23 protein-coding genes are annotated in these 22,819 nt (G+C 63.1%); 7 read left to right on the top strand and 16 right to left on the bottom strand.

Going from position 1 to position 22,819, the window contains the following annotated elements:
* Nucleotides 1–76: 76 nt before the first annotated feature.
* Both BZL41_RS19250 and BZL41_RS19245 read right to left on the bottom strand, forming a co-directional pair.
* On the bottom strand, nucleotides 77–1,438 hold the full coding sequence (locus BZL41_RS19250; RefSeq protein ID WP_095600789.1) for a tryptophan--tRNA ligase: 1,362 nt from the start codon (nucleotides 1,436–1,438) through the stop codon (nucleotides 77–79).
* Between the two features lie 82 nt (nucleotides 1,439–1,520).
* Entirely contained in the window at nucleotides 1,521–2,144 is a 624-nt protein-coding gene (locus tag BZL41_RS19245; RefSeq protein WP_095600788.1) for an alpha/beta hydrolase, read from the bottom strand.
* A gap of 211 nt (nucleotides 2,145–2,355) precedes the next feature.
* On the opposite strand from BZL41_RS19245, the gene BZL41_RS19240 reads away from it, so the two are divergent.
* Both BZL41_RS19240 and BZL41_RS19235 read left to right on the top strand, forming a co-directional pair.
* Nucleotides 2,356–2,799, top strand: coding sequence for a YhcB family protein (locus tag BZL41_RS19240; protein ID WP_084336565.1), 444 nt, complete (start codon nucleotides 2,356–2,358; stop codon nucleotides 2,797–2,799).
* A 126-nt stretch (nucleotides 2,800–2,925) separates the two neighbouring features.
* A complete protein-coding gene (locus tag BZL41_RS19235; RefSeq protein ID WP_095600787.1) occupies nucleotides 2,926–3,885 on the top strand; it encodes a TIGR03885 family FMN-dependent LLM class oxidoreductase in 960 nt (319 codons plus the stop codon).
* On the opposite strand, the gene BZL41_RS19230 is transcribed toward BZL41_RS19235, so the two are convergent.
* On the bottom strand, nucleotides 3,842–5,551 hold the full coding sequence (locus tag BZL41_RS19230) for an alpha-amylase family protein (protein WP_095600786.1): 1,710 nt from the start codon (nucleotides 5,549–5,551) through the stop codon (nucleotides 3,842–3,844). The genes BZL41_RS19235 and BZL41_RS19230 overlap by 44 nt on opposite strands.
* Before the next feature lie 169 nt (nucleotides 5,552–5,720).
* Between BZL41_RS19230 and BZL41_RS19225 the strand changes: the two genes are divergently transcribed.
* Nucleotides 5,721–7,328 (top strand): alpha-amylase family glycosyl hydrolase, encoded by a 1,608-nt coding sequence (locus tag BZL41_RS19225; protein WP_218224578.1) that lies wholly within the window; start codon nucleotides 5,721–5,723, stop codon nucleotides 7,326–7,328.
* Between the two features lie 56 nt (nucleotides 7,329–7,384).
* On the opposite strand, the gene cysN is transcribed toward BZL41_RS19225, so the two are convergent.
* From cysN to BZL41_RS19210, 3 genes are all read right to left on the bottom strand, one after another.
* The gene (gene cysN / locus BZL41_RS19220; protein ID WP_095600784.1) at nucleotides 7,385–9,283 is read right to left on the bottom strand and encodes a sulfate adenylyltransferase subunit CysN; all 1,899 of its coding nucleotides are present in this window, start codon (nucleotides 9,281–9,283) and stop codon (nucleotides 7,385–7,387) included.
* A gap of 1 nt (nucleotide 9,284) precedes the next feature.
* A complete protein-coding gene (gene cysD, locus BZL41_RS19215) occupies nucleotides 9,285–10,202 on the bottom strand; it encodes a sulfate adenylyltransferase subunit CysD (protein WP_095600783.1) in 918 nt (305 codons plus the stop codon).
* 123 nt (nucleotides 10,203–10,325) lie between these two features.
* Nucleotides 10,326–11,084: a Nif3-like dinuclear metal center hexameric protein gene (locus tag BZL41_RS19210; RefSeq protein ID WP_095600782.1), complete on the bottom strand. Its 759-nt coding sequence runs from the start codon at nucleotides 11,082–11,084 to the stop codon at nucleotides 10,326–10,328.
* Nucleotides 11,085–11,174: 90 nt separating this feature from the next.
* Here BZL41_RS19210 and algW point away from each other — a divergent pair, with 90 nt between their 5' ends.
* Together algW and BZL41_RS19200 are read left to right on the top strand one after the other, a co-directional pair.
* Nucleotides 11,175–12,326 (top strand): Do family serine endopeptidase AlgW, encoded by a 1,152-nt coding sequence (gene algW, locus BZL41_RS19205; RefSeq protein WP_095600781.1) that lies wholly within the window; start codon nucleotides 11,175–11,177, stop codon nucleotides 12,324–12,326.
* 156 nt (nucleotides 12,327–12,482) lie between these two features.
* Complete coding sequence (locus BZL41_RS19200; RefSeq protein ID WP_095600780.1) at nucleotides 12,483–12,914, top strand: VirK family protein; 432 nt, start codon at nucleotides 12,483–12,485, stop codon at nucleotides 12,912–12,914.
* Nucleotides 12,915–12,949: 35 nt separating this feature from the next.
* Here BZL41_RS19200 and hisC read toward each other — a convergent pair whose 3' ends face one another.
* The 10 genes from hisC to BZL41_RS19150 all read right to left on the bottom strand — a co-directional run bounded on the left by hisC (nucleotide 12,950) and on the right by BZL41_RS19150 (nucleotide 21,069).
* On the bottom strand, nucleotides 12,950–14,005 hold the full coding sequence (hisC, locus tag BZL41_RS19195) for a histidinol-phosphate transaminase (RefSeq protein ID WP_095600779.1): 1,056 nt from the start codon (nucleotides 14,003–14,005) through the stop codon (nucleotides 12,950–12,952).
* 155 nt (nucleotides 14,006–14,160) lie between these two features.
* The gene (gene hisD, locus BZL41_RS19190) at nucleotides 14,161–15,471 is read right to left on the bottom strand and encodes a histidinol dehydrogenase (RefSeq protein WP_095600778.1); all 1,311 of its coding nucleotides are present in this window, start codon (nucleotides 15,469–15,471) and stop codon (nucleotides 14,161–14,163) included.
* Nucleotides 15,472–15,643: 172 nt separating this feature from the next.
* Complete coding sequence (hisG, locus tag BZL41_RS19185) at nucleotides 15,644–16,276, bottom strand: ATP phosphoribosyltransferase (protein WP_084336553.1); 633 nt, start codon at nucleotides 16,274–16,276, stop codon at nucleotides 15,644–15,646.
* Nucleotides 16,277–16,388: 112 nt separating this feature from the next.
* On the bottom strand, nucleotides 16,389–17,654 hold the full coding sequence (murA, locus tag BZL41_RS19180) for a UDP-N-acetylglucosamine 1-carboxyvinyltransferase (protein WP_084336552.1): 1,266 nt from the start codon (nucleotides 17,652–17,654) through the stop codon (nucleotides 16,389–16,391).
* A 20-nt stretch (nucleotides 17,655–17,674) separates the two neighbouring features.
* Nucleotides 17,675–17,914: a BolA family protein gene (locus BZL41_RS19175; RefSeq protein ID WP_095600777.1), complete on the bottom strand. Its 240-nt coding sequence runs from the start codon at nucleotides 17,912–17,914 to the stop codon at nucleotides 17,675–17,677.
* A 118-nt stretch (nucleotides 17,915–18,032) separates the two neighbouring features.
* A complete protein-coding gene (locus BZL41_RS19170) occupies nucleotides 18,033–18,341 on the bottom strand; it encodes a lipid asymmetry maintenance protein MlaB (RefSeq protein ID WP_095600776.1) in 309 nt (102 codons plus the stop codon).
* On the bottom strand, nucleotides 18,334–18,981 hold the full coding sequence (locus BZL41_RS19165; protein WP_095600775.1) for a phospholipid-binding protein MlaC: 648 nt from the start codon (nucleotides 18,979–18,981) through the stop codon (nucleotides 18,334–18,336). Before BZL41_RS19165 ends, BZL41_RS19170 begins: the two co-directional genes overlap by 8 nt.
* Before the next feature lie 11 nt (nucleotides 18,982–18,992).
* Nucleotides 18,993–19,463: an outer membrane lipid asymmetry maintenance protein MlaD gene (gene mlaD, locus BZL41_RS19160; RefSeq protein ID WP_095600774.1), complete on the bottom strand. Its 471-nt coding sequence runs from the start codon at nucleotides 19,461–19,463 to the stop codon at nucleotides 18,993–18,995.
* Entirely contained in the window at nucleotides 19,463–20,260 is a 798-nt protein-coding gene (gene mlaE, locus BZL41_RS19155; protein ID WP_095600773.1) for a lipid asymmetry maintenance ABC transporter permease subunit MlaE, read from the bottom strand. The genes mlaD and mlaE overlap by 1 nt, the downstream gene beginning before the upstream one ends.
* The gene (locus BZL41_RS19150) at nucleotides 20,260–21,069 is read right to left on the bottom strand and encodes an ABC transporter ATP-binding protein (protein ID WP_084336546.1); all 810 of its coding nucleotides are present in this window, start codon (nucleotides 21,067–21,069) and stop codon (nucleotides 20,260–20,262) included. Before BZL41_RS19150 ends, mlaE begins: the two co-directional genes overlap by 1 nt.
* Nucleotides 21,070–21,314: 245 nt before the next feature.
* On the opposite strand from BZL41_RS19150, the gene BZL41_RS19145 reads away from it, so the two are divergent.
* Together BZL41_RS19145 and BZL41_RS19140 are read left to right on the top strand one after the other, a co-directional pair.
* Entirely contained in the window at nucleotides 21,315–22,289 is a 975-nt protein-coding gene (locus BZL41_RS19145) for a KpsF/GutQ family sugar-phosphate isomerase (RefSeq protein WP_095600772.1), read from the top strand.
* Nucleotides 22,289–22,813, top strand: coding sequence for an HAD family hydrolase (locus tag BZL41_RS19140; RefSeq protein ID WP_095600771.1), 525 nt, complete (start codon nucleotides 22,289–22,291; stop codon nucleotides 22,811–22,813). Before BZL41_RS19145 ends, BZL41_RS19140 begins: the two co-directional genes overlap by 1 nt.
* The last annotated feature ends 6 nt before the right edge of the window (nucleotides 22,814–22,819 follow it).

The following is a 22,819-nucleotide window of genomic DNA, read 5'->3' as shown; positions in this document are numbered from 1 at the left end:
TAGATGGTTCCGGAACAGCATGCCAGAGCCGCTGCTACAGTTTTTTGATAGCGCAGCGGCGGCAGTGTTCCCGATGTTATTGCTCTGCCAGGCCGGCAATGGCGTCGCGCAGGCGCAACATCGCCGCGTCGCGCGCGTCCGGATCGGCATAGGCCGGGCTGTCGGCCAGGCATTGGCCATCCATCCACAGGGTGAACCGATCGCCTTCGTCGGCCCGCAATTCCAGTGCATCGGCCCCCTGGGCCACGAGTTGCTGGCTGATGGCGCCCGCCGCCTTGGGATCGGCGAACGGACGCGACAGCAGCAGCTCCTCGCCATCGGCGGCGAGGAAACGGAAGCGGAACGTACCGTCCTGCTCGCGGAAGCTGACGAACCGGGCGCTCTTGCCGGACTTCTTCTTCGCCGGGCCGCTGGCCTGCACGTCGCTGCGGAACGAGCGCAACCCCACGGCCTCACGCAGTTCATTGAGGAACGGCGAGGCAATCCTGCGCGCCTTCGCGGCACCTGCCAACAGAATGTCCTCCAGGTCGGACGGCTTCTCGATCAGCGCGTGATAGCGCTCGCGGGCCTCGCCCAACTCGGCGTCGAGCAACTGGAACAGGCGCTGCTTGGCTTCGCCCCAGGCCAGGCCGTCGAGCAATTCCTGACGGAACCCGGTGGTCTGCTCCGGCGTGGCGAATGCCTGGTAGAGGGTGAACAGGTGGGCGCTATCCGGGTCCTTGGGCTCGCCCGGCGCGCGGGAGTCGGTGACGATGCGGGCAATGGCCTCCTTGAGCTGCTTGGCACTGCCGAACAGCGGGATGGTGTTGTCGTAGCTCTTCGACATCTTGCGCCCGTCGAGGCCCGGCAGAGTCGCCACGCTTTCTTCGATCACGGCTTCAGGCAGGGTGAAGAACTCTCTGCCCTTGCCGAACAGGTGATTGAAGCGCTGGCCGATATCGCGGGCCATCTCCACATGCTGAATCTGGTCACGCCCGACCGGCACCCTGTGCGCGTTGAACATCAGGATGTCTGCCGCCATCAGCACCGGGTAGCTGAACAGGCCCATGGTCACGCCGGCGTCCGGATCCTCCCCGCTCTCCAGGTTCTTGTCCACCGCCGCCTTGTAGGCATGGGCACGATTGAGCAGCCCCTTGCCGGCAACGCAGGTGAGCAACCAGGTCAGCTCTGGAATTTCGGGAATGTCCGACTGGCGGTAGAAGGTCACGCGGTCGGTGTCCAGGCCGCAGGCCAGCCAGGTGGCGGCGATCTCCAGGCGCGAGCGCTGGATGCGCTGCGGGTCGTCGCACTTGATCAGGGCATGGTAGTCGGCGAGGAAATAGAACGAGTCGGCCTGCGGATCGCGGCTGGCGACGATCGCCGGACGGATGGCGCCGGCGTAGTTGCCGAGGTGCGGAGTGCCGGTGGTGGTGATGCCGGTGAGGATACGCGTGGTCATGTCGATTCACTTATTCGCGGTACGGCGGATCGGTTTGCAAGCTGACGGAGCGTCTGGAGCCGCCTCGCTCCGGATCGCCGGATCACAGGCGCGGCAGCACCAGCTCCTTGAGGTCGGTCAGCTTGCCATGAAAAAAGTGGCCGCATTCTGCCACTTTCAGCAGCTCATGGGGACGATCCAGCGCTTCGCTCCAGGCGTAGACGGTTTCCGGCGGAACCACTTCGTCGTTTTCAGGCTGAATAACGGTGAGTACGGCCTGCCGGGACAGCGGAATGTCGGCCTTCAGCCGGGAAACCGCCGGGGCGATCATGAACAACCTGTCCACCGCAATGCCCTGTCCCTCCAGACGACCGGCCAGACTGGCGGCAACGAAGCCACCGAAGGAGAAACCGAGCAGGTTCAACGGCAAACCGGGGTGCCGGGCCTGCAGCCAGCGGGCGGCGGCTTCGGCATCGTCCACCTCGCCACTGCCCATGTCATGGCTGCCGGCGCTCGCGCCGACGCCGCGGTAGTTGAAGCGCAAGGTCGTGTAGCCGGCATCGCGGGCGGTGCGTTGCAGGGTGGAAACCACCTTGTTCAGCATGGTGCCGCCCTGGATCGGGTTGGGGTGACAGATCAGCGCCAGGCCGCGCGCCTCGGGTACATCGAGATAAAGCGCTTCGAGCGCCCCGCAGGGACCTTCGAGCGTCTGGGAAACTTCACGCATGAGCAAACGGGAAAACTCCGTGACCCCGGATCGGGTCGACTCGTCTTGGTTAAGCCTCGCGCGACTCGATTGATGACGAGTGGCGCAGGCGCCTGGGCTCCGGGAGCCCATAAGTGACCTGCACGTCACGACACCCCGATGGAGCATCGCGGTATACAGCGCAGGTTAGAGCCGTTAACGTAAAGCAAAGCCGTTTATAGAGGAAGGACTCGTGGAACAGACGCTCACGGCCTGGTTGCTACCAGCCCTCACCCTGCTCGCCGGCATCGCCATCGGTTTCGTGGCGGCGCGCCTGATGCCCAACGCCGCGCCCAACCGGACGCAGCGCCAACTGGACGAACTGCAGGAACGCTTCGACACCTACCAGAGCGAAGTGGTCACCCACTTCAAGACCACCGCCGGCCTGGTGAAGAAGCTGACCCAGAGCTACCAGGAGGTTCAGGAGCATCTCTCCGAAGGTGCCAAGAACCTGGCCCTGGACGAACTGACCCGCCAACGCCTGCTCGCCGCCCTGCAGGCGGACGAGGACTACCGCAGCCCACGGGAGCGCCTGAAGCCGCCGGCCGGCACCGAAGCGCCGAAGGATTATGCACCCAAGAGCGGAGACGCCCCCGGCACGCTCGACGAGAGCTTCGGACTGAAAGGCAAGTCCTGACTTTCATCGCCGAACAGAGCCCCGGTCCGACCGGGGCTTTTCATTTCAGCCGCCCGCCATGACTGACCGGAACTTGTGTTCGAGCGCCCGCCTCGAAAGAAAACCGACTGTTCCCGACAGGCTCCCATGACCCCGATCGGCTACCACGCTTCACACGAACAATTCTCCCCCAGCGAACTGCTGCGCCATCTCCAAGCGGCCGCCGAAGCCGGATTCGCCAGCGGGATGTGTTCGGACCACTTCCATCCCTGGAGCGAAAACCAGGGGCATAGCGGTTTCGCCTGGGCCTGGCTCGGCACCGCATTGCAGGCTACACCGCTGGACCTGGGCGTGGTCAATGCGCCGATCTTTCGCTATCACCCGGCCTTGATCGCCCAGGCAGCGGCAACGCTTACGGAAATGTTTCCGGGACGCTTCTGGCTCGCAGTGGGCAGCGGGGAGGCGATCAACGAGGGCATTCTCGGCCGCCACTGGCCGCTCAAGGAGACCCGCAACGCCATGCTGCGCGAAGCGGTGGATATCATCCGTGCACTCTGGAATGGCGAAGAAGTCACGCACCACGGCCTGATCACCGTCGAACGTGCACGTCTCTACAGCCTGCCGGCTGAAGCGCCCAGGTTGTTCGCCGCCGCCCTGACCCCGGAGACTGCCCACTGGGCTGGCGAATGGGCGGATGGGCTGATTACCGTCTCCAGCGAACCGGAGACCCAGCAGCGCCTCATCGATGCGTTCCGCGAAGGCGGTGGAGAAGGCAAGCCGCTGTACCTGCAGGTCAAATTGTCCTATGCCACCGATGAGGCCACGGCCCTGGCCGGGGCGCATGACCAATGGCGCACCAACGCGCTACCCGGCGAGCTGTCGCAGAACCTCTGTCATCCCAGGCAGTTCGAACTGGCGACCGCACATCTTCGCCCGGAGGATATGCACCGGTCGGTGCGCATATCGGCCAGCCCGGCTCGCCACGTGGACTGGCTGCAAGGCGATATCGCGCAAGGTTTCGATCGCCTCTACCTGCACAACGTCAACCGTGAGCAACGCACCTTCATCGAGACTTTTGCGAGCGAGGTGCTTCCGCAATTGCGCTAGCGATGGTGGCGCCGACCTCGGTAGGGGCGAAAATCGAGCCCACCCGCAACCAGCAATAGCCATACGCCTCCAGATCGACGACCAGCTCCCCGTCCGCCGAAGCGTCGTGGGGTTTTCGCCGCAACAGATCGAAGCAGTGCTTCCCCGCCAGCGCCTGGTCTTGGATACGAACCGTGCAAGGCTGGTCTTTCAGGTTATGCACGCAGACCACCCGCCCGCTGTCGAGGTAGAACGTCTCCGCCAGTACACCCGAGCCACCATCGCACTCCAGCACTTCATGTTGGCCGAGCCCGAGTTCGGGACAGGCGCGGCGCACCTCGATCAGCCGGCGAACCCAATGCAACTGGGAGTTCGGGTCCAGCCACTGGACGGTGACATTGACCTTGTCGAACGCGAATGGCCCCTTCTCCAACACCGGACGCGTCAGGCACTTGCGGGGGGCCTTGGAGAAGCCGGCGCTGGCCTCGTCCGACCACTGCATGCAGGTGCGGACCGGATAACGGTCGGGAAGGGACAGATCCTCGCCCATGCCGATCTCGTCGCCATAGAACAGCATCGGCGAACCGCTGCGGCTGAATAGCAGGCTGAGCGCCAGTCGGATGCGCGCCTGGTCGCCGTCGAGCATGCCGGCCAAGCGGCGGCGCAGGCCACGGCCGTATATCTGCATCGACGGATCGGGGGCGAAAGCCTGGAAGATTTCCTGGCGCTCCTCCTCGCTCAACCATTCGAGGCTGAACTCGTCGTGGTGACGCAGGAAGTTCAACCATTGGGTTCCCGGAGGCAGGTCCGGCAGCAAATCGGAAAGTTGGCAGATCGGCCCGACGTCCTGGCGGGCGAGCGCCAGGAATATCCGCTCGGCCCCGAGGAAGTTGAAGAGCTGGTTGAGCTCATCGCCGTTGCCGAAGAACTCGCCGAGCTTGTCCGGCGCCACATTGGCCTCCCCCAATAGCACCGCCCCCGAGCCATAGCGCACCGCATGCCGACGCAGTTTGCGCAGGTACTCGTGGGGATCGTCGAAGTGCTGGGCCGGCCCCTTGGGCCAGATCAGGAATGGCGCGGCATCGACACGGAAGCCGGACACCCCCAGCGCCAGCCAGAAGCCGAGGATGCGCCGCACCTCGTCGCGAACCGCCGGATGGCCGTGATTGAGGTCGGGCTCGAAGTCATGGAAGCGATGGAAGTAATACTCTCCAGTCGCCTCATCGTACTTCCAGACGCTATCGTAGCGATCCGGAAATACCAGCTTGTCGCGCTGATGGTCCTTCGGCTCCCGCTCCCAGATGTAATAGTCGCGGAACGGGGAATCCTTCGATTGCCGGGCAGCCTGGAACCAGGGGTGCTGGTCGGAGGTATGGTTCACCACTAGGTCCATCAGCACGCGTATACCGCGTACCTTGGCTTCGTCGAGGAACTCGGCGAAATCGCCAAAGCTGCCGAAGCGCGGATCGATACCGTAGTGATCGATCACGTCATAGCCATCGTCCTGTTCGGACGAGGGATGGAAAGGCATCAGCCAGAGGCAGTTGATCCCCAGTTGGCGCAGGTAATCCAGGCGTGAAGTGAGCCCGGGAAAATCGCCGATACCGTCATCGTTGGAATCGTAGAAGGTCGCCACATCCACTTGGTAGGCAACCGCGTTGTCGTACCAGACATCGTTCGCTTCCATAGTCCTCTCGCTCAGAGGCGCTACCACCGCCTCGATAGGCTTCACTAACTTTGGTCGCCAGCCGGAGCCCGAGTTCCGAAGTAGGGGCAAATGCCGCCAACCGGTCGGAACCTTTCCCGGCTCCTTCGCGTCCCCATGCATAGGTTCATGGAGCAGCTACGGAGCGACGATGACTATGCAGCAACCTCTCTGGTGGCAGTCCGGGATCATCTACCAGATCTATCCCCGCTCGTTCATGGACAGCAACGGCGACGGCATTGGCGATCTGCGGGGCATCCGCAGCCGGCTGGACTATCTGGAGTGGCTGGGCGTGGATGCCGTCTGGCTGTCGCCCATCTATCCGTCGCCGATGGCCGACTTCGGCTACGACGTGTCCAACTATGTGGATATCGATCCGCAATTCGGCAGCCTGTCTGACTTCGATGCCCTGCTGGCGGACGTGCATCGGCGCGGCATGAAGCTCGTTCTCGATTTCGTACCCAACCACAGCTCGGACCAGCACCCGTGGTTCCAGGAGTCGCGCCGCTCGCGGGACAACCCGAAGAGCGACTGGTACATCTGGCGGGATCCCGCTCCCGATGGCGGACCGCCGAACAACTGGCTGTCCAATTTCGGCGGCAGCGGCTGGACCTACGACGAAGCGCGTCAGCAGTACTACTACCATGCGTTCCTCAAGGAACAACCCGACCTCAACTGGCGCAACTCGGAAGTGCAGGACGCCATGCTCGAACAGATGCGTTTCTGGCTCGAACGCGGCGTGGACGGCTTCCGGGTCGACGTGATCTGGCACCTGATCAAGGACGAGGACTTTCGCAACAACCCGGAGAACCCGGACTACCGGCCCGATATCGGGTCGCACAAGCGCCTGTTGGCCACCTACACCACCGACCGCCCGGAAGTGCACGACGTCATCCGCAAGATGCGCCAACTGCTGGACAGCTATGACGAGCGGATGATGGTCGGCGAGATTTACCTGCCGGTGGAACGCCTGGTGACCTACTACGGTACCGGCGGCGACGGCGTACATCTGCCGTTCAACTTCCAGTTGATCCTGCTGCCCTGGCAGGCCGAAACCATCCGCCAGGCGGTGGACCATTACGAAGCCGCCCTACCGCCCCACGGCTGGCCGAACTGGGTGCTCGGCAACCACGATAACCACCGCCTGGCCAGCCGCTTCGGCACCGAGCACAGCCGTATCGCCGCGATGCTGCTGCTGACCCTGCGCGGCACACCGACCCTTTATTACGGTGATGAGATCGGCATGATCGACGTAACCATCCACCCGGAGCAGGTACAGGACCCGTTCGAGAAGAACATTCCCGGCTTGGGGTTGGGGCGCGATCCCGAGCGTACCCCGATGCAATGGGACGGCAGCGCCAACGCCGGCTTCACCAGCGGCACGCCCTGGCTCCCTCTCGCCCCGGACTACCGGACAACGAACGTGTCAACGCAACAGGAAGATCCATCATCCCTGCTGACGCTGTACCGCGAGCTGATCCAGCTACGCCGCCGTGAAGCCGCGCTGAGCATTGGCCGCTATCGCAGCTTCTGCACGCCGCCGGGCGTGCTGGGCTATATGCGCGAATGGGGCAATCGCCGCCTGCTGGTAATGCTGAATTTCCAGCCCTGTGAACAGCGGATCGATCTGGAAATGCTGGGGGGGGAAATCCTGCTGTCCAGCCATCCTGGCCGGCACGAGCTGGATGTGAAGGAACACTGCCTGCTGCGCCCCCATGAAGGCCTGATCATCGCCCTCCAGGAAACCGAGACGCCCTGAAACGACGATGCCCCCGCAGCCTGGACCGCGAGGGCATCGGGTACGTCGGACGCGCGTCAGATGGCGCCGCGACTACGCAACAGGTCAAGTACCTGCTTGACGCCCTCTTCCACCGAGACGCTCTGAGTGTCGATCACCAGATCGGCATCCAGCGGCACATCGTAGGGGAAAGACTCGCCCGGGATGTTGTCCTTGCCGGCCGCATAGAGGCCCTGAGGATCGCGCTCCCGGCAGACTTGCGGTGAGGCCTGGACGTAAACGGTGATGAGGCGCTCGGCCCCGATCAACGCCTTGGCCTGCTCGCGGCCTTCCGCATCCGGCGCGACGAAGGCGGCCAGAGTCAGCAGGCCGGCTTCGTTGAACTGCTTGGCCACATGGGCGGCGCGCAGCCAGTTTTCCTTGCGTCCGGTGCGGTCCTGCGGCAGCCCCTTGTTCAGGTCGTGACGCAGGTTCTGCCCATCGAGGACGTAGACCGCACGGCCCATGTCGAACAGCTTGCGCTCGACGGCATAGGCCAGGGTGCTCTTGCCCGCACCGGACAGGCCGCTGAACAGCACCGTCGCCGGTTGTTGGCCGAAGCGGGCGGCGCGTTCCTCGGTGGAGACGTGGGCCAGCTTGCCGTGGTGGCCGCCGCTCTGGGCGCCCACCGGATCGGCGATGATCATGCCGGCACCGACGGTGCCGTTGGTCAGGCGATCGATGACGATGAACGCACCAGTGGTGCGGTTGTACTCGTATCCATCCAGTGCGATCGGCGCATCCAGCGCCACTCTCACCCGGCCGATTTCGTTCAATTGCAGGCTGCTCGCCGGTCCCTGCTCCAGGGTATTCACATCGACACGGTGGACGATGCTCGGAATCGAGCCCGGCACGTAGCTGGTGGCGCGCTTGATGTCGTATTTCTTGCCCGGCAGCATCGGCTCCTCGGCCATCCACACGAGCATGGCCTCGAAGCTGTCGGTCACCTGCGGACGGTTGTCGGCATGTACCAGCATGTCGCCGCGGGAAACGTCGATCTCGTCTTCCAGGGTCAGGGTGATGGCCTGGCCGGGACCGGCCTGCTCCAACTCGCCCTCGAAGGTCACGATGGACTTGATCTTGCTGCTCTTGCCCGACGGCAGCGCCACCACTTCATCGCCCTTGTGCACGATGCCGCTCGCCAGTGTGCCGGCGAAGCCGCGGAAGTTCAGGTTCGGCCGGTTGACGTACTGCACCGGGAAGCGCATGTCGTTGAAATTGCGATCGCCGGCGACCTCGACGGTCTCCAGGATTTCCATGAGCGACTGCCCCTCGTACCAAGGCGAACGCTCGCTCTTGTTGACCACGTTGTCGCCCTTCAGGGCGGACATCGGCACGAAATGCAGGGTGGTCGGCTTGAGCTGGATACCTTCGGCGAACTTCAGGTAATCCGCCTTGATCTGCTCGAAGACGCCCTGGTCGAAGTCCTTCAGGTCCATCTTGTTGACGGCGACGACGATGTGCTTGATGCCCAACAGCGAGGCGATGAAGCTGTGCCGCCTGGTCTGGGTCTGCACACCGTAGCGGGCATCGATGAGGATGATCGCCAGGTCGCAGGTCGACGCGCCGGTGGCCATGTTGCGCGTGTACTGCTCATGACCGGGGGTGTCGGCGATGATGAACTTGCGTTTGGCGGTGGAGAAATAGCGATAGGCCACGTCGATGGTGATGCCCTGCTCGCGCTCGGCCTGCAGGCCATCCACCAGTAGCGCCAGGTCGACGTCATCGCCGGTGGTGCCGACCTTCTTCGAATCGCGGGTGATGGCTTCCAGATGATCCTCGTAGATCATCTTCGAATCGTGCAACAGGCGGCCGATCAGGGTGCTCTTGCCGTCATCGACATTGCCGCAGGTGAGGAAGCGCAGCAGTTCCTTGCGCTCGTGCTGGGCCAGGTAGGCGAGGATGTCCTCGCTGATCAGATCGGATTGGTGCGACATCTTAGAAATACCCCTGGCGTTTCTTTTCTTCCATCGAGCCGGCCTGGTCGTGATCGATCACGCGGCCCTGGCGTTCGGAGGTCTTGGTCAGGAGCATTTCCTGAATGATTTCCGGCAACGTGGTCGCGGTGGATTCCACTGCACCGGTCAGCGGGTAGCAGCCAAGGGTACGGAAACGCACCATCTTCTTGGTGATGCCGGCCTTCTGCTCAGGGGTCAGGTATTGCAGGATGCGCTCATCATCGATCATCACCAGGGCGCCGTTGAGTTCCACCACTTCGCGCTCTGCGGCGAAGTACAGCGGTACGATAGGGATCTGCTCCAGGTAGATGTATTGCCAGATGTCCAGCTCGGTCCAGTTGGACAGCGGGAAGACGCGGATCGACTCGCCCTTCTTCACCTTGCCGTTATAGACGTTCCACAGCTCCGGACGCTGGTTCTTCGGGTCCCAGCGGTGCTTGCTGTCGCGGAAGGAGTAGACACGCTCCTTGGCCCGGGACTTCTCCTCATCGCGGCGGGCACCGCCAAAGGCAGCGTCGAAGCCGTACTTGTCCAGTGCCTGCTTGAGGCCCTCGGTCTTCATCACGTCGGTGTGCTTGGCACTGCCGTAGGTGAAGGGATTCATGTCCTGCGCCACGCCATCGGGGTTGATGTGGGTGATCAGGTCAAGTCCCATCTCGCTGACCATCTTCTCGCGGAAGCGGTACATGTCCTGGAACTTCCAGCGGGTATCCACGTGCAGCACGGGGAACGGCAGCTTGCCCGGAAAGAATGCCTTGCGCGCCAGGTGCAACATGACGGCGGAATCCTTGCCGATGGAGTACAGCATCACCGGGTTGTCGAATTCGGCGGCCACCTCACGGATGATGTGGATACTTTCCGCCTCCAGCTGTTTCAGATGCGTCAGTTTGTCGACCATGGCTACTCACGGATTTGCTTGTTGTACGGCCGGCGGGCCGAGGACGAGGGCGCACTCTAGCACAGCACTGTCTTCTAATCAGGCCGCTGCTTAGACCGGAATGATCTAGATTTATATCTGTCCTTACACAGGGTTTGGGCAATCGACGAACAAATGTTCGATGGCAAAACGCCGTGCCAGATAGTCACCCAGCGCCTGCACGCCGTAGCGTTCGGTCGCGTGATGACCGGCGGCGATGAAGCTGATGCCGTTTTCCCGTGCGGCATGAACCGTGGGCTCGGACACTTCGCCAGTGAGATAGGCGTCCACTCCGGCAGTGACGGCCTGGTCGATGTAGCCCTGCGCCGCCCCGGTACACCAGGCAATCCGGCGGATCGGCCCTTCGCCTTCGATCAGCAAGGGCTCGCGCCCCAACGCCTCATGCACCCGGCGAGCGAAATCGCGCGGCGCCAAGGGCTCCACCAGCGAACCGACCAGCCCGACCGAGCGGGGATTGTCCGGCTCCAGCGGCCCCTCGACGATCAGATCCAGCACCCTGGCCAACTGCATGTTGTTGCCCACCTCGGGGTGGACGTCCAGGGGCAGATGATAGGCGAGCAGGCTGATGTCGTGGTTGAGCAGGGTTTTCAGGCGCCGCTGCTTGATACCGACGATGCAGGGATTCTCGTTCTTCCAGAAATAACCGTGGTGCACCAGGACCACATCGGCATCCGCCTCGACCGCCGCATCCAGCAGGGCCTGGCTGGCGGTCACACCGCTGACGATGCGGCGCACCTGCGGCCGCCCTTCGACCTGCAGCCCGTTCGGGCAGTAATCCTGGATACGCGCCGCCGTGAGATAGCGGTCCGCTTCTTCCACCAGGGTGCTCAGCGCAATGGCCATGGCGACTCCTTTATTTAACAGCGCCCTCGTATAATGGCCGCCACCTTAAGGGCACCCTCCCGCCCCCGCAACCCCAAGGATTTTCTCTCGATGCTCAAGGCCCTGCGCTTTCTCGGTTGGCCCCTGCTGGTTGGTGTGCTGCTGGCACTCCTGATCATTCAGCGCTATCCGCAATGGGTCGGCCTCCCGCATCAGGAAGCACAGGTACGCCAGGCTCCGATTTCGCTGCTGCCCCAGCAAGGGCCGGTTTCCTATGCCCAGGCGGTCAGCCGGGCCGCACCTGCTGTGGCCAACCTCTACACTGCCAAGGTCGTCACCCGGCCGAGCCACCCCCTGTTCGAAGACCCAGTGTTCCGCCGCTTCTATGGCGAACGCAGCCTGCCGCGCCAACGCCGCATGGAGTCGAGCCTGGGTTCCGCGGTAATCATGAGCCCGGAAGGCTATCTGCTGACCAACAACCACGTCACCGCCGACGCTGACCAAATCGTGGTGGCGCTGAAGGATGGCCGGGAAACCCTGGCGCGCGTGATCGGCAGTGACCCGGAAACCGACCTGGCGGTCCTCAAGATCGACCTGGAAAATCTTCCCGCCATCACCCTCGGCAGCTCCGACAACATCAGCATCGGCGATGTCGCCCTGGCCATCGGCAACCCCTTCGGCGTGGGCCAGACCGTGACCATGGGCATCATCAGCGCCACCGGGCGCAACCAGCTCGGGCTGAACACCTACGAAGACTTCATCCAGACCGACGCGGCGATCAACCCCGGCAATTCCGGAGGCGCCCTGGTGGATGCCCGTGGCAACCTCATCGGCATCAATACCGCGATCTTCTCCAAGTCCGGCGGCTCGCAGGGCATCGGCTTCGCCATACCCGCCAAACTGGCGATGGAAGTGATGCAGGCGATCATCGAACACGGCCAGGTCATCCGTGGCTGGCTGGGGATCGAGGTGCAACCGTTGACGCCGGAGCTGGCCGAATCCTTCGACATGGAAGGCCGCCCAGGCATCGTCGTCGCCGGCATCTACCGCGATGGCCCGGCGGAGCGCGCCGGCCTGCAACCGGGCGACCTGATTCTCAGCATCGATGGCGAACCCGCCAACGACGGTCGTTCATCGATGAACCAGGTAGCCAGGACACGTCCCGGCGAAGTCATCGACATCGACGTGATGCGCAACGGCAAAGAGCTGAAACTTCAGGCGGAAGTGGGCGTGCGGCCTCCCGTCAGCAGCACGACCGAGTGATATCACCCTGAATCCCTGCCGCGAAATACCCAACCATTTCACACAGGGAACTCGGGAAACCTCACATCGAAACCTGCAATCGTCCCTGTACGGTGTCCGTCGCCGCCACTCTCACGAGGAGCGCCGGCCCGACCATCCGTATAGGGAGATTCCACAATGAAAACGACGATCCTTCTCTCCGCCGTCACCCTGGCTTTCGCCACAGCGGCCCATGCGCAACCCCGCGCCTTGAACGATCAAGCCTCTATCATCGACGCTCTCGACAGGGGCAAGCGCGTCGCCGTGACCATCGATCTCAGACGCTGCACACCCAGCAACGAAGGGCAAGCGGCTTCGCAAACGGTGGGCGGCCTGACCAGCATCGAGTCCTACCGGGTCGTCGATTCGACCCTGTCGTTCGCCGATACCCATGTCACCGTTTCCAGCCAGGGCAAGCCGATCAACCAGATCCTGCGCTATCGCGTACGCCAGGATGGCTCCATCACCTTCACATCCACCATTTTCAACCTGCCCGACTACAGTCTGGTCAACCAGGTTTCGTTCGAATGCGCCATCGGTAACGGCGTAGGCTTCGTCGCAGCGAAATGACATTTCCCCACCGGGGCGCACCCTGGTGGGGAATCTCAGACCAGACCTTTCAACGCATCGAGCAGCGCCTGGTTCTGCTCCGGCGCACCGATTGTAATGCGCAGGAACTGGGCGATCCGCGCCTGCTTGAAGTGACGCACGATGATGCCCTGCTCGCGCAATGCCGCCGCCAACTGGGCGGCGTCTTTCCCCGGATGGCGGGCGAAGACGAAATTGGCCGCCGATGGCAGCACCTCGAAACCCAGGCCCTGCAGCCCGGCCACCACCGCCTCGCGGCTGGCGATGACCTGCCGGCAAGTCTGCTCGAAATAAGCCCGATCCTCGAAGGCCGCCGCCGCGCCGGCCATCGCCATGCGGTCCAGCGGATAGGAGTTGAAGCTGTTCTTGATCCGCTCCAGCGCCTCGATCAAGTCTGCATGTCCTACCGCCAGACCGACCCGCAATCCGGCCAGGGAGCGCGACTTGGAGAGTGTCTGGGTGACCAGCAGATTCGGATAGCGGTCCACCAGCGCGATAGCCGTCTCGCCACCGAAGTCGATGTAGGCCTCATCTACCAACACCACGCTGTCCGGGTTGGCCTGCAGGATGCGTTCGATGGCTTCCAACGGCAGCAGGCAACCGGTTGGTGCGTTGGGGTTCGGGAAGATGATGCCGCCATTCGGCCGCGCATAGTCTTCGGCTCGAATCTGGAATTGCTCATCCAGCGGCAAGGCTTCGTAGTCGATGCCGTATAGTCCGCAATAGACCGGATAGAAGCTATAGGTGACGTCCGGAAACAGCAGCGGTTTGCCGTGCTGGAACAAGCCATGGAAGGCATGCGCCAGCACCTCGTCCGACCCATTGCCGACGAAGACCTGGCTGGTCTGGACGCCATAATAATCAGCCACTGCCTGCTTCAACCGCTCGCCGTTCGGATCGGGGTACAGGCGCAAGCTGTCACCCAGCTCGGCCTGCATGGCGGCGAGCGCCTTGGGCGAGGGGCCGTAGGGGTTCTCGTTGGTATTGAGCTTGACCAGCTTGGCCAGCTTCGGCTGTTCACCCGGCACATAGGGCACCAGGTCCTTGACGAAAGGGCTCCAGAATCTGCTCATCTGCCCTTCTCTCCTCGAATACGTTCATGGACTGATGGGTATCGCTGCACTCACCTGCGCGGCCCGCCCCATCCTACAAAGCGTGAAATCCGGTGCGGCAGACGGTATCGCCAGGCGCTCCCATCTGCTTGAAGCTTTTCGCTTGAAGCTTGCCGCTAGTTCTTGATGCGATATTCGGCGCTGCGCGCATGAGCCGTCAGCGACTCGCCACGGGCCAGCACCGAGGCGGTCTTGCCCAATGCGGAGGCCCCGTCGGCCGAGCAGAAGATGATCGACGAGCGTTTCTGGAAGTCGTAGACACCCAACGGCGATGAGAAACGGGCGGTCCCTGACGTCGGCAGAACGTGGTTCGGTCCGGCGCAGTAATCGCCCAGCGCTTCGGCGGTGTAGCGCCCCATGAAAATCGCACCGGCATGGCGGATCTGCGGCAGCCACTGCTGCGGGTCGGCTACGGACAGCTCAAGATGTTCGGGCGCAATGCGGTTGGCCACCTGGATCGCCTGGGCCATGTCGGCCACCTGGATCAAGGCACCGCGGCCTTCCAGAGACGTGCGGATGATCTCGGCGCGCTCCATGGTCGGCAGCAGCTTACCGATGCTCTCGGCGACCCGGTCGAGGAATTCCGCGTCCGGGCTGACCAGGATCGCCTGGGCATCCTCGTCGTGCTCGGCTTGGGAGAACAGGTCCATGGCGATCCAGTCCGGATCGGTCTGCCCGTCGCACACGACGAGGATTTCCGAAGGCCCGGCGATCATATCGATGCCAACCTGGCCGAACACGTGACGCTTGGCGGTCGCCACATAGATATTGCCCGGACCGACGATCTTGTCCACCTGGGGCACGCTCTCGGTGCCATAGGCCAGCGCGGCGACGGCCTGGGCGCCACCGATGGTGAAGACCCGGTCGACCCCGGCGATGGCGGCGGCAGCCAGTACCAGCTCGTTCACCTCGCCACGTGGGGTCGGTACCACCATGACGACCTCGGCGACACCGGCGACCTTGGCCGGAATGGCGTTCATCAGCACCGACGAGGGATAGGAGGCCTTGCCGCCCGGCACGTAGAGGCCGGCACGGTCCAGCGGGGTGACCTGCTGCCCGAGGACGGTGCCGTCGGCCTCGGTGTAAGTCCAGGAATCCTGCTTCTGCTTCTCGTGGTAGCTGCGTACCCGTGCGGCGGCGCTCTCTAGGGCCTCGTGCTGCGCCGGGGTGATCCGGGTCAGTGCCAGTTCCAGACGTTCGCGCGGCAGGATCAGATCGGCCATGGAAGCGACCTCGAGCCCGTCGAAACGTTGGGTGAACTCGACCAGGGCCGCATCGCCGCGCTCTCGCACCGCCTGGATAATATCCAGCACGCGCTGGTTGACCGCTTCGTCCGACACGCTTTCCCAGGACAACAGATGATCCAGATGACGCGCAAAATCCGGATCGGCAGCGTTGAGACGGCGGATGGTGATTGGAGCGGTCATAGCGTGGCCTCACAGTGATGGCATGTCTCGGGCGCCGCTAGACTACCAAGCCCACCGTGCGGGCACCCGAGAAAATTTGGCTATGACACGGATAGGCGGGCCGAAGATGCTCCTGCGTTTTCGGCATGGCCGCCCCATCCAGGGCGACCGCGCGACTGGCGTCGCGGCGAGGTCAGGCCCGGTGTCGCTCCACGGCCTCGCGCAGGGTATCGATCAGCGCCTGGATACGCCCGTGCTGCATCTTCATCGATGCCTTGTTGACGATCAGCCGCGAGCTGATGGTGGCGATCAGCTCCTGCGGTTCGAGGCCATTGGCACGCAGCGTATTGCCGGTATCCACGACGTCGATGATCTTGTCGGCGAGACCGACCAGCGGGGCCAGCTCCATGGAGCCGTACAGCTTGATTACCTCGACCTGACGGCCCTGCTCGGCGTAATAGCGCTTGGCAACGTTGACGAACTTGGTGGCCACGCGTAGGCGCCCTTTCGGTTCCGGCGCGCCTACCTTGCCGGCGGTCATCAGCTTGCAGTTGGCTATCTTCAGGTCCAGCGGCTCATAAAGCCCCTGGCTACCGTATTCCATCAACACGTCCTTGCCGGCCACGCCGAGATCGGCGGCACCATGCTCGACATAGGTCGGCACGTCGGTGGCGCGAACGATCAACAGCTGTACATCCTCCTGTGTGGTGGGGATGATCAGCTTGCGGCTCTTTTCCGGATTCTCGGTCGGCTCGATGCCGGCTGCGGCCAGCAGCGGCAGGGTATCGTCGAGAATGCGGCCCTTGGACAGCGCGATGGTCAACATGAACTGCGTCCTTCGAAACGGGCCCGGATAGCGGCTCCAGGCCCAACAAGAGCCGCCAGGCGGCTCCGGAAATCCGAACATCGAGCGAGGCGAAAACCCCGCCCGACTATTCCTAGCCCGGCACGCGACGAATCTTGGCGCCGAGCAACTGGAGTTTTTCCTCGATGCACTCGTAACCGCGATCGATATGGTAGATGCGGTCGATCAGCGTATCGCCCTGGGCAACCAGGCCTGCGATCACCAGGCTGGCGGAAGCACGTAGGTCGGTGGCCATGACCGGAGCACCCTTGAGGTGCGGCACGCCTGTGACGATGGCGGTATTGCCTTCGACCAGGATCTGCGCGCCCATGCGATTCATTTCGTAGACGTGCATGAAGCGGTTTTCGAACACGGTCTCGATTACCGCACCGGTGCCTTCGGCAATGGCGTTCATGGAGATGAACTGCGCCTGCATGTCGGTCGGGAATGCCGGATAGGGTGCGGTACGCAGGTTGACCGCCTTGGGCCGGTTACCCTTCATATCCAACTCGATCCAGTTGCTGCCGGTATCGATCTGGGCACCCGCCTCTTCCAGCTTGAGCAGAACGGCTTCGAGGGTGGTGGGATCGGAATCCTTCACCTTGACCCGGCCGCCAGTCGCAGCGGCGGCCACCAGGTAGGTGCCGGTCTCGATACGGTCGGGCATAACGCTGTAGCGCGCACCGCTCAGGCGCTTCACACCGTCGATGATGATGGTGTCGGTGCCGGCGCCACGGATCTGCGCGCCCATGGCGTTCAGGCAGTTGGCCAGGTCGACCACCTCTGGCTCGCGGGCGGCGTTTTCCAACACGCTGCGACCGTTGGCCAGGGTCGCGGCCATCATGATGTTCTCGGTACCGGTCACGCTGACCGTATCGAAGAAGAAGTGCGCGCCGCGCAGACCACCGGCGGGAGCCTTGGCCTTGATGTAGCCGCCTTCCACGTCGATCTTCGCCCCCATCGCCTCGAGACCGCGGATATGCAGGTCCACAGGACGCGAGCCGATGGCGCAACCACCCGGCAGCGCCACTTCGGCCTCGCCGAAACGGGCGACCATGGGGCCGAGCACCAGGATCGACGCACGCATGGTCTTCACCAGCTCGTAGGGTGCAACCAGGGTCTTGATGTTGGTGGCATCCACCTCGACGCTGAGCTTCTCATCGATCACCGGCTGCACGCCCATGCGGCCGAACAGCTCGATCATGGTGGTGATGTCGTGCAGGTGCGGAAGGTTGCACACGGTGACCGGGCTGTCGGCCAGCAGCGTGGCGGCCAGAATCGGCAGGGCGGAGTTCTTCGCGCCGGAAATGCGGATTTCGCCGTCGAGGCGGGTTCCGCCGGTAATGATCAATTTGTCCATAGGAGTCTCGGCGGCAGGCCTCAGGAACGCTCGCCCCAGGCGGCGCGGCTGAAGAATTTCATGGTGACGGCATGAATGCTGCCATCGGCGATCCAGGCATTCAGGTGACTGTAAACCTGCTGCTGACGCTTCACCGGGCTCATGCCGGCCAACTCGTCGCTGATCACGTTCAACTGGAAGTTGCAGCCTTCCCCTTCCACTTCTACCTGGGTTCCCGGCATTTTTGCCTCCAGGAGGTCTTTCACTTCTACGGCCTGCATGCTCAACCTCAATCGGCGCCCTACGCGCGCGGGTCGGCCATCATACAAAAAAGCCCTCCGCCTGCGAACCCCGCAACGCGGGCCCCGGACGGAGGGCTTCCTCTTCGGCTCGAGTCGCTCAAGCCTCCTGCGGCAAGAGCTCGAGCAACTCGGACACCTGGGCAATCTGCCGCATGTCAGCGGGCAGGCCACGCACCCTGGCGCTCTTGCCTGCCGCCTCGGCATCACGCATGAACGCCAGCAGCAGGGCCAGCCCCACGCTGCTGGATTTCTCCACGGCGGAGCAGTCCAACACGACTTCGGAAGACTCGCTGCGACGAACCAGCGCCTGGCCCTCGGCCCGGAGCGCTGGCCCCGTGCTGTAATCGAGAACGCCGGCCAGCCTCAGCTCGCCGTTCGCCCCCAGGCTGACGCTCGCCTCACTCATGACCGGCAGCCTTTTGGCCTTCCTCGGTATTCTTGGCCTTGGCCACCACTTCGGCCCAACCATCGATGGTCTTGTCGAGATCGTTGCCGTTGCGCTGCATGGCATCGGCGAACTGGTCGCGGAACAGCTTGCCGATGTTGATGCCATTGATGATCACGTTACGCAGCATCCATTGATCGTCGATCTTCACCAGCGTGTAGGAGACCGGGTAGACCGTCCCCTTGCTGTCGCGCACTTCCATACCGACGCTGGTGCGGTCGGCACCTTCCTGCTTGGCCGGCAGGACGCGGATGTCCTGATTGTCGTACTCCAGCAGCGCATTGCCGTAGAACTGCATCAGGCTGCGCTTGAAGTTTTCCTGGAAGCGCTTCATCTGCTCCGGCGAGGCCTTCCGCGAGTATTTGACGGTCATGATGCTGCGGGAAATGCCATCGGCATCCACCACCGGGCCGAGAATACGGTTCAAGGCATCGTAGAACGCACTGGGATTGCTGCGATAGGCATCCTTGTTCGCTTTCAGGTCGCTGAGCAACTCGTCGGTCGTCTGCTGCACGACCTGATGCGCACTCGGCGCAGCCACGGCGAAAAGAGGAAGAACGGCCAGCATCACCAGCAGGCCGCGACGCAAAACAGAGATCATGAAAGACGTCCTCACTTGGGTTGTTCTCTATTGACCGAGTTGATCAGGAACTTGCCGATCAGGTCCTCCAGCACCAGCGCCGATTGGGTGTCCTGGATGGTGCCCCCATCCTTCAACAACTCGTCCTCGCCGCCCACGCTGATGCCGACGTATTTCTCGCCGAGCAGGCCGGCAGTGAGGATCGACGCGGTGGAATCCACCGGCAGGTTGTCGACACGGTCCTCGATTTCCATAGTCACGCGACCGGTGAAGCTGTCGCGATCCAAGTCGATCGCCGTCACCTTGCCGATGGTGACGCCAGCCATGGTGACCTTGGCCCTGACGGTTAGACCGGCAATGTTGTCGAAATATGCATAGAGCTTGTAGGTATCGCCGTTATTGCCCACCGACAGGCCACTGACCCGCAGCGCCAGCAACAGCAAGGCCAGCAACCCGGCCAGGAGGAACAGGCCGACACCGATTTCCAGGGTGCGGATTTGCATCAGAAGTCTCCAAACATCAAGGCGGTCAGGATGAAGTCCAGGCCCAGCACGGCCAGCGAGGCGTAGACCACGGTTCGAGTCGTTGCGCGACCGATCCCTTCCGAGGTCGGCTCGCAGTCGTAGCCCTGGAACACGGCGATCCAGGTCACGACGAAGGCGAAGACGATGCTTTTGATCACGCCGTTGAGCACGTCTTCGGAAAAATCGACACTGTTCTGCATATTGGCCCAGAACGAGCCTTCATAGACGCCGAGCCAGTCCACCGCGACCATCGCTCCACCCCAGATGCCGACCACGCTGAAGATCATCGCCAGCAGCGGCATGGAAATGAAACCGGCCCACAGGCGCGGCGCGATCACGTACTTGAGCGGATCGACGCCGATCATCTCCAGACTGGAAAGCTGCTCGGTGGATTTCATATTGCCGATCTCGGCGGTCAGCGCGGAGCCGGCACGCCCGGCGAACAGCAGACCGGTTACGACCGGCCCCAGCTCACGTAACAGCGTGAGCGCCACCATCTGTCCGACGGCCTGTTCGGAGCCATAGTCGACCAGGATGTTGTAGCCCTGCAGCGCCAACACCATGCCGATGAAAATCCCGGACACCACGATGATCGCCAGGGACAGCACGCCCACCGCATACAGTTGCTTCACCAGCAACTGAAAGCCGTTGCCCGCACCGTCCCGGCCGAACAGCACATGCAACAGGAACAGAGTCGAGCGGCCCATTGCCTCGACCACGTCGATACCCGCCTTGCCGAGCAGGCGGATGCGTTCGAGCACGGATGTCTTGCGCATCAGCGCCCCCCCAGAAGATCGTCGCGGTAATCAGGCGCCGGATAGTGAAAAGGCACCGGGCCATCCGGCGTGCCTTGCATGAACTGGCGGATACGCGGGTTATCGGAATTCATCAACTCTTTCGGCGTGCCCTGCCCGAGTACCTGGCCATCCCCCACCACGAACAGGTAGTCGGCAATGCTGGCCGTCTCGGCGAGATCATGGGACACCACGATGCTGGTGATACCCAACGCGTCGTTGAGCAGACGGATCAGGCGCACCAGAACGCCCATGGCAATCGGGTCCTGTCCCACGAAAGGCTCGTCGTACATGAGAATCTGCGGGTCCAGCGCGATGGCACGAGCCAGCGCCACGCGGCGCTTCATGCCACCCGACAGCTCATCCGGCATCAACTCGATGGCACCCCGCAACCCGACCGCCTGCAGCTTCATCAACACGATGTCGCGGATCATTTCGTCCGGCAGCTTGGTGTGCACCCGCAGGGGAAAGGCCACGTTCTCGAACACATCGAGATCGGTGAACAGGGCGCCACTCTGGAACAGGACACCCATCTGCTTGCGCATGTCGAACAATTCGCTGCGCGACAACCTGGGCAGGTTCTGTCCGTTGACCCATACTTCGCCGGCGGATGGTTTGAGCTGGGCGGCAATCAGGCGCAGCAGGGTCGTCTTGCCGCAGCCGGACGGCCCCATGATCCCCGTTACCTTGCCGCGCGGGATTCGGATGTCGACGTTGTTGAAGATACTGCGCGCACCGCGCTTGAAGGTCACGCCCTTCAGTTCGACCGCATAGTCGTTCTCGGCGCTCATCTGGACTCCTATCGATGCAGCCTCCCTGGCAGACGCCGCGACCCGCAATGGGGACACCGCACCCGCCTGCCGGGCCGGCCGGACAAGCCGCGCACTATAACATCGCTGCACTGGGTGCCCCAAGGCTGGAAAGGTCTTTGTTCAGCCTGGAGACAGCTTCGCAGATGTTCTGCACCAAGAAAGGTGAGCGAATTCTCCTTTGCCGGTATAATCGTCGCCTTTTCGTTCAGCACAGCCATTTACCCATGAGCCAGCCCAGCAGCCTGATCCAGTCCGCTCAACGCACCATCCGCCTCGAACTCGAAGCCGTCGAGGCCCTGCTCTCCCGCATCGATGGCGATTTCGAGCGGGCTTGCAAGCTGCTGCTGGCCTGCAAGGGGCGCGTCGTGGTGGTCGGCATGGGCAAATCCGGGCACATCGGCAACAAGATCGCCGCCACCCTGGCCAGTACCGGCACTCCCGCCTTCTTCGTACACCCGGCCGAAGCCAGCCACGGCGACATGGGCATGATCACCCGCGACGACATCGTTCTGGCCCTGTCCAACTCCGGGTCCACCGCCGAGATCGTGACCCTCCTGCCGCTGATCAAACGTCTCGGCATCACGCTCATCAGCATGACCGGCAACCCGGACTCGCCGCTGGCCAAGGCAGCGGAAGTCAACCTGGATGCCCGTGTCCCGCAGGAAGCCTGTCCGCTGAACCTGGCGCCGACCTCTTCGACGACCGTCAGTCTGGTCCTCGGCGACGCCCTGGCCATCGCGCTGCTCGAAGCACGCGGCTTCACCGCCGAAGACTTCGCGTTCTCCCATCCGGGTGGCGCGCTCGGCCGTCGCCTGCTGCTCAAGGTGGAGGATGTGATGCACAGCGGTGAGCGCCTGCCCCGCATTCAACGCGGCACATCGCTGCGCGAAGCGCTGCTGGAAATGACCGAGAAAGGCCTCGGCATGACCGTGGTACTGGAGCAGGACGGACGCCTGGCCGGCGTCTTCACCGACGGCGATCTGCGTCGCACGCTGGACCGCGGCATCGACGTCCGCCAGGCCAGCATCGACGAAGTGATGACGGTGCACGGCAAGACCATTCTCCCGGAAATGCTCGCCGCCGAGGCTCTGAAAATCATGGAAGACTTCAAGATCAATGCCCTGGTGGTGACCGACAAGGACGACCGGCCGATCGGTGCCTTGAACATGCACGACCTGCTGCGCGCGGGAGTCATGTAATGAGCCTCGACCTGTCGCAACGCGCCAAGGCAATCAAGCTGGCGATCTTCGACGTGGACGGTGTCCTCACCGACGGCCGCCTCTACTTCCTCACCGATGGCAGCGAATTCAAGACGTTCAACACCCTGGACGGCCACGGCATCAAGATGCTGATCAACTCCGGCGTGCGCACCGCCATCATCAGTGGACGCAAGACCCCGGTGGTCGAGCGACGTGCGCAGAATCTTGGTATTCAACATCTTTACCAGGGCCGGGAAGACAAACTGGCGGTACTCGACGAACTGCTCAGCGAGCTCGGCCTCGGCTACGAGCAGGTCGCCTACCTCGGCGACGACCTGCCCGACCTGCCGGTGATCCGCCGCGTCGGCCTGGGCATGGCCGTAGCGAGCGCCGATGCCTTCGTTCGCCAGCACGCCCACGGCGTGACCCAGGCTCGCGGCGGCGAAGGTGCCGCCCGGGAATTCTGCGAACTGATCATGCGTGCCCAAGGCAGCCTCGAAGCCGCCCAGGCCGCCTATCTGTAAGGTCGA

The organism is Pseudomonas sp. PIC25 (assembly GCF_002286785.1).
In the GTDB taxonomy this organism is placed as follows: Bacteria; Pseudomonadota; Gammaproteobacteria; order Pseudomonadales; family Pseudomonadaceae; genus Pseudomonas_M.
This window is presented reverse-complemented; position numbering and strand designations above follow the sequence as displayed.

Coding starts and splice junctions, on each gene's coding strand:
- BZL41_RS19210 (WP_095600782.1), bottom strand. CDS start 11,084: ATGGCCATTGCGCTGAGCACCCTGGTGGAAGAAGCGGACCGCTATCTC.
- BZL41_RS19150 (WP_084336546.1), bottom strand. CDS start 21,069: ATGAGCGCCGAGAACGACTATGCGGTCGAACTGAAGGGCGTGACCTTC.
- BZL41_RS19170 (WP_095600776.1), bottom strand. CDS start 18,341: ATGAGTGAGGCGAGCGTCAGCCTGGGGGCGAACGGCGAGCTGAGGCTG.
- BZL41_RS19145 (WP_095600772.1), top strand. CDS start 21,315: ATGAGCCAGCCCAGCAGCCTGATCCAGTCCGCTCAACGCACCATCCGC.
- cysD (WP_095600783.1), bottom strand. CDS start 10,202: ATGGTCGACAAACTGACGCATCTGAAACAGCTGGAGGCGGAAAGTATC.
- BZL41_RS19175 (WP_095600777.1), bottom strand. CDS start 17,914: ATGCAGGCCGTAGAAGTGAAAGACCTCCTGGAGGCAAAAATGCCGGGA.
- hisD (WP_095600778.1), bottom strand. CDS start 15,471: ATGACCGCTCCAATCACCATCCGCCGTCTCAACGCTGCCGATCCGGAT.
- murA (WP_084336552.1), bottom strand. CDS start 17,654: ATGGACAAATTGATCATTACCGGCGGAACCCGCCTCGACGGCGAAATC.
- BZL41_RS19200 (WP_095600780.1), top strand. CDS start 12,483: ATGAAAACGACGATCCTTCTCTCCGCCGTCACCCTGGCTTTCGCCACA.
- algW (WP_095600781.1), top strand. CDS start 11,175: ATGCTCAAGGCCCTGCGCTTTCTCGGTTGGCCCCTGCTGGTTGGTGTG.
- BZL41_RS19225 (WP_218224578.1), top strand. CDS start 5,721: ATGACTATGCAGCAACCTCTCTGGTGGCAGTCCGGGATCATCTACCAG.
- hisC (WP_095600779.1), bottom strand. CDS start 14,005: ATGAGCAGATTCTGGAGCCCTTTCGTCAAGGACCTGGTGCCCTATGTG.
- cysN (WP_095600784.1), bottom strand. CDS start 9,283: ATGTCGCACCAATCCGATCTGATCAGCGAGGACATCCTCGCCTACCTG.
- BZL41_RS19140 (WP_095600771.1), top strand. CDS start 22,289: ATGAGCCTCGACCTGTCGCAACGCGCCAAGGCAATCAAGCTGGCGATC.
- BZL41_RS19235 (WP_095600787.1), top strand. CDS start 2,926: ATGACCCCGATCGGCTACCACGCTTCACACGAACAATTCTCCCCCAGC.
- BZL41_RS19245 (WP_095600788.1), bottom strand. CDS start 2,144: ATGCGTGAAGTTTCCCAGACGCTCGAAGGTCCCTGCGGGGCGCTCGAA.
- BZL41_RS19250 (WP_095600789.1), bottom strand. CDS start 1,438: ATGACCACGCGTATCCTCACCGGCATCACCACCACCGGCACTCCGCAC.
- hisG (WP_084336553.1), bottom strand. CDS start 16,276: ATGTTGACCATCGCGCTGTCCAAGGGCCGCATTCTCGACGATACCCTG.
- BZL41_RS19165 (WP_095600775.1), bottom strand. CDS start 18,981: ATGATCTCTGTTTTGCGTCGCGGCCTGCTGGTGATGCTGGCCGTTCTT.
- mlaD (WP_095600774.1), bottom strand. CDS start 19,463: ATGCAAATCCGCACCCTGGAAATCGGTGTCGGCCTGTTCCTCCTGGCC.
- mlaE (WP_095600773.1), bottom strand. CDS start 20,260: ATGCGCAAGACATCCGTGCTCGAACGCATCCGCCTGCTCGGCAAGGCG.
- BZL41_RS19230 (WP_095600786.1), bottom strand. CDS start 5,551: ATGGAAGCGAACGATGTCTGGTACGACAACGCGGTTGCCTACCAAGTG.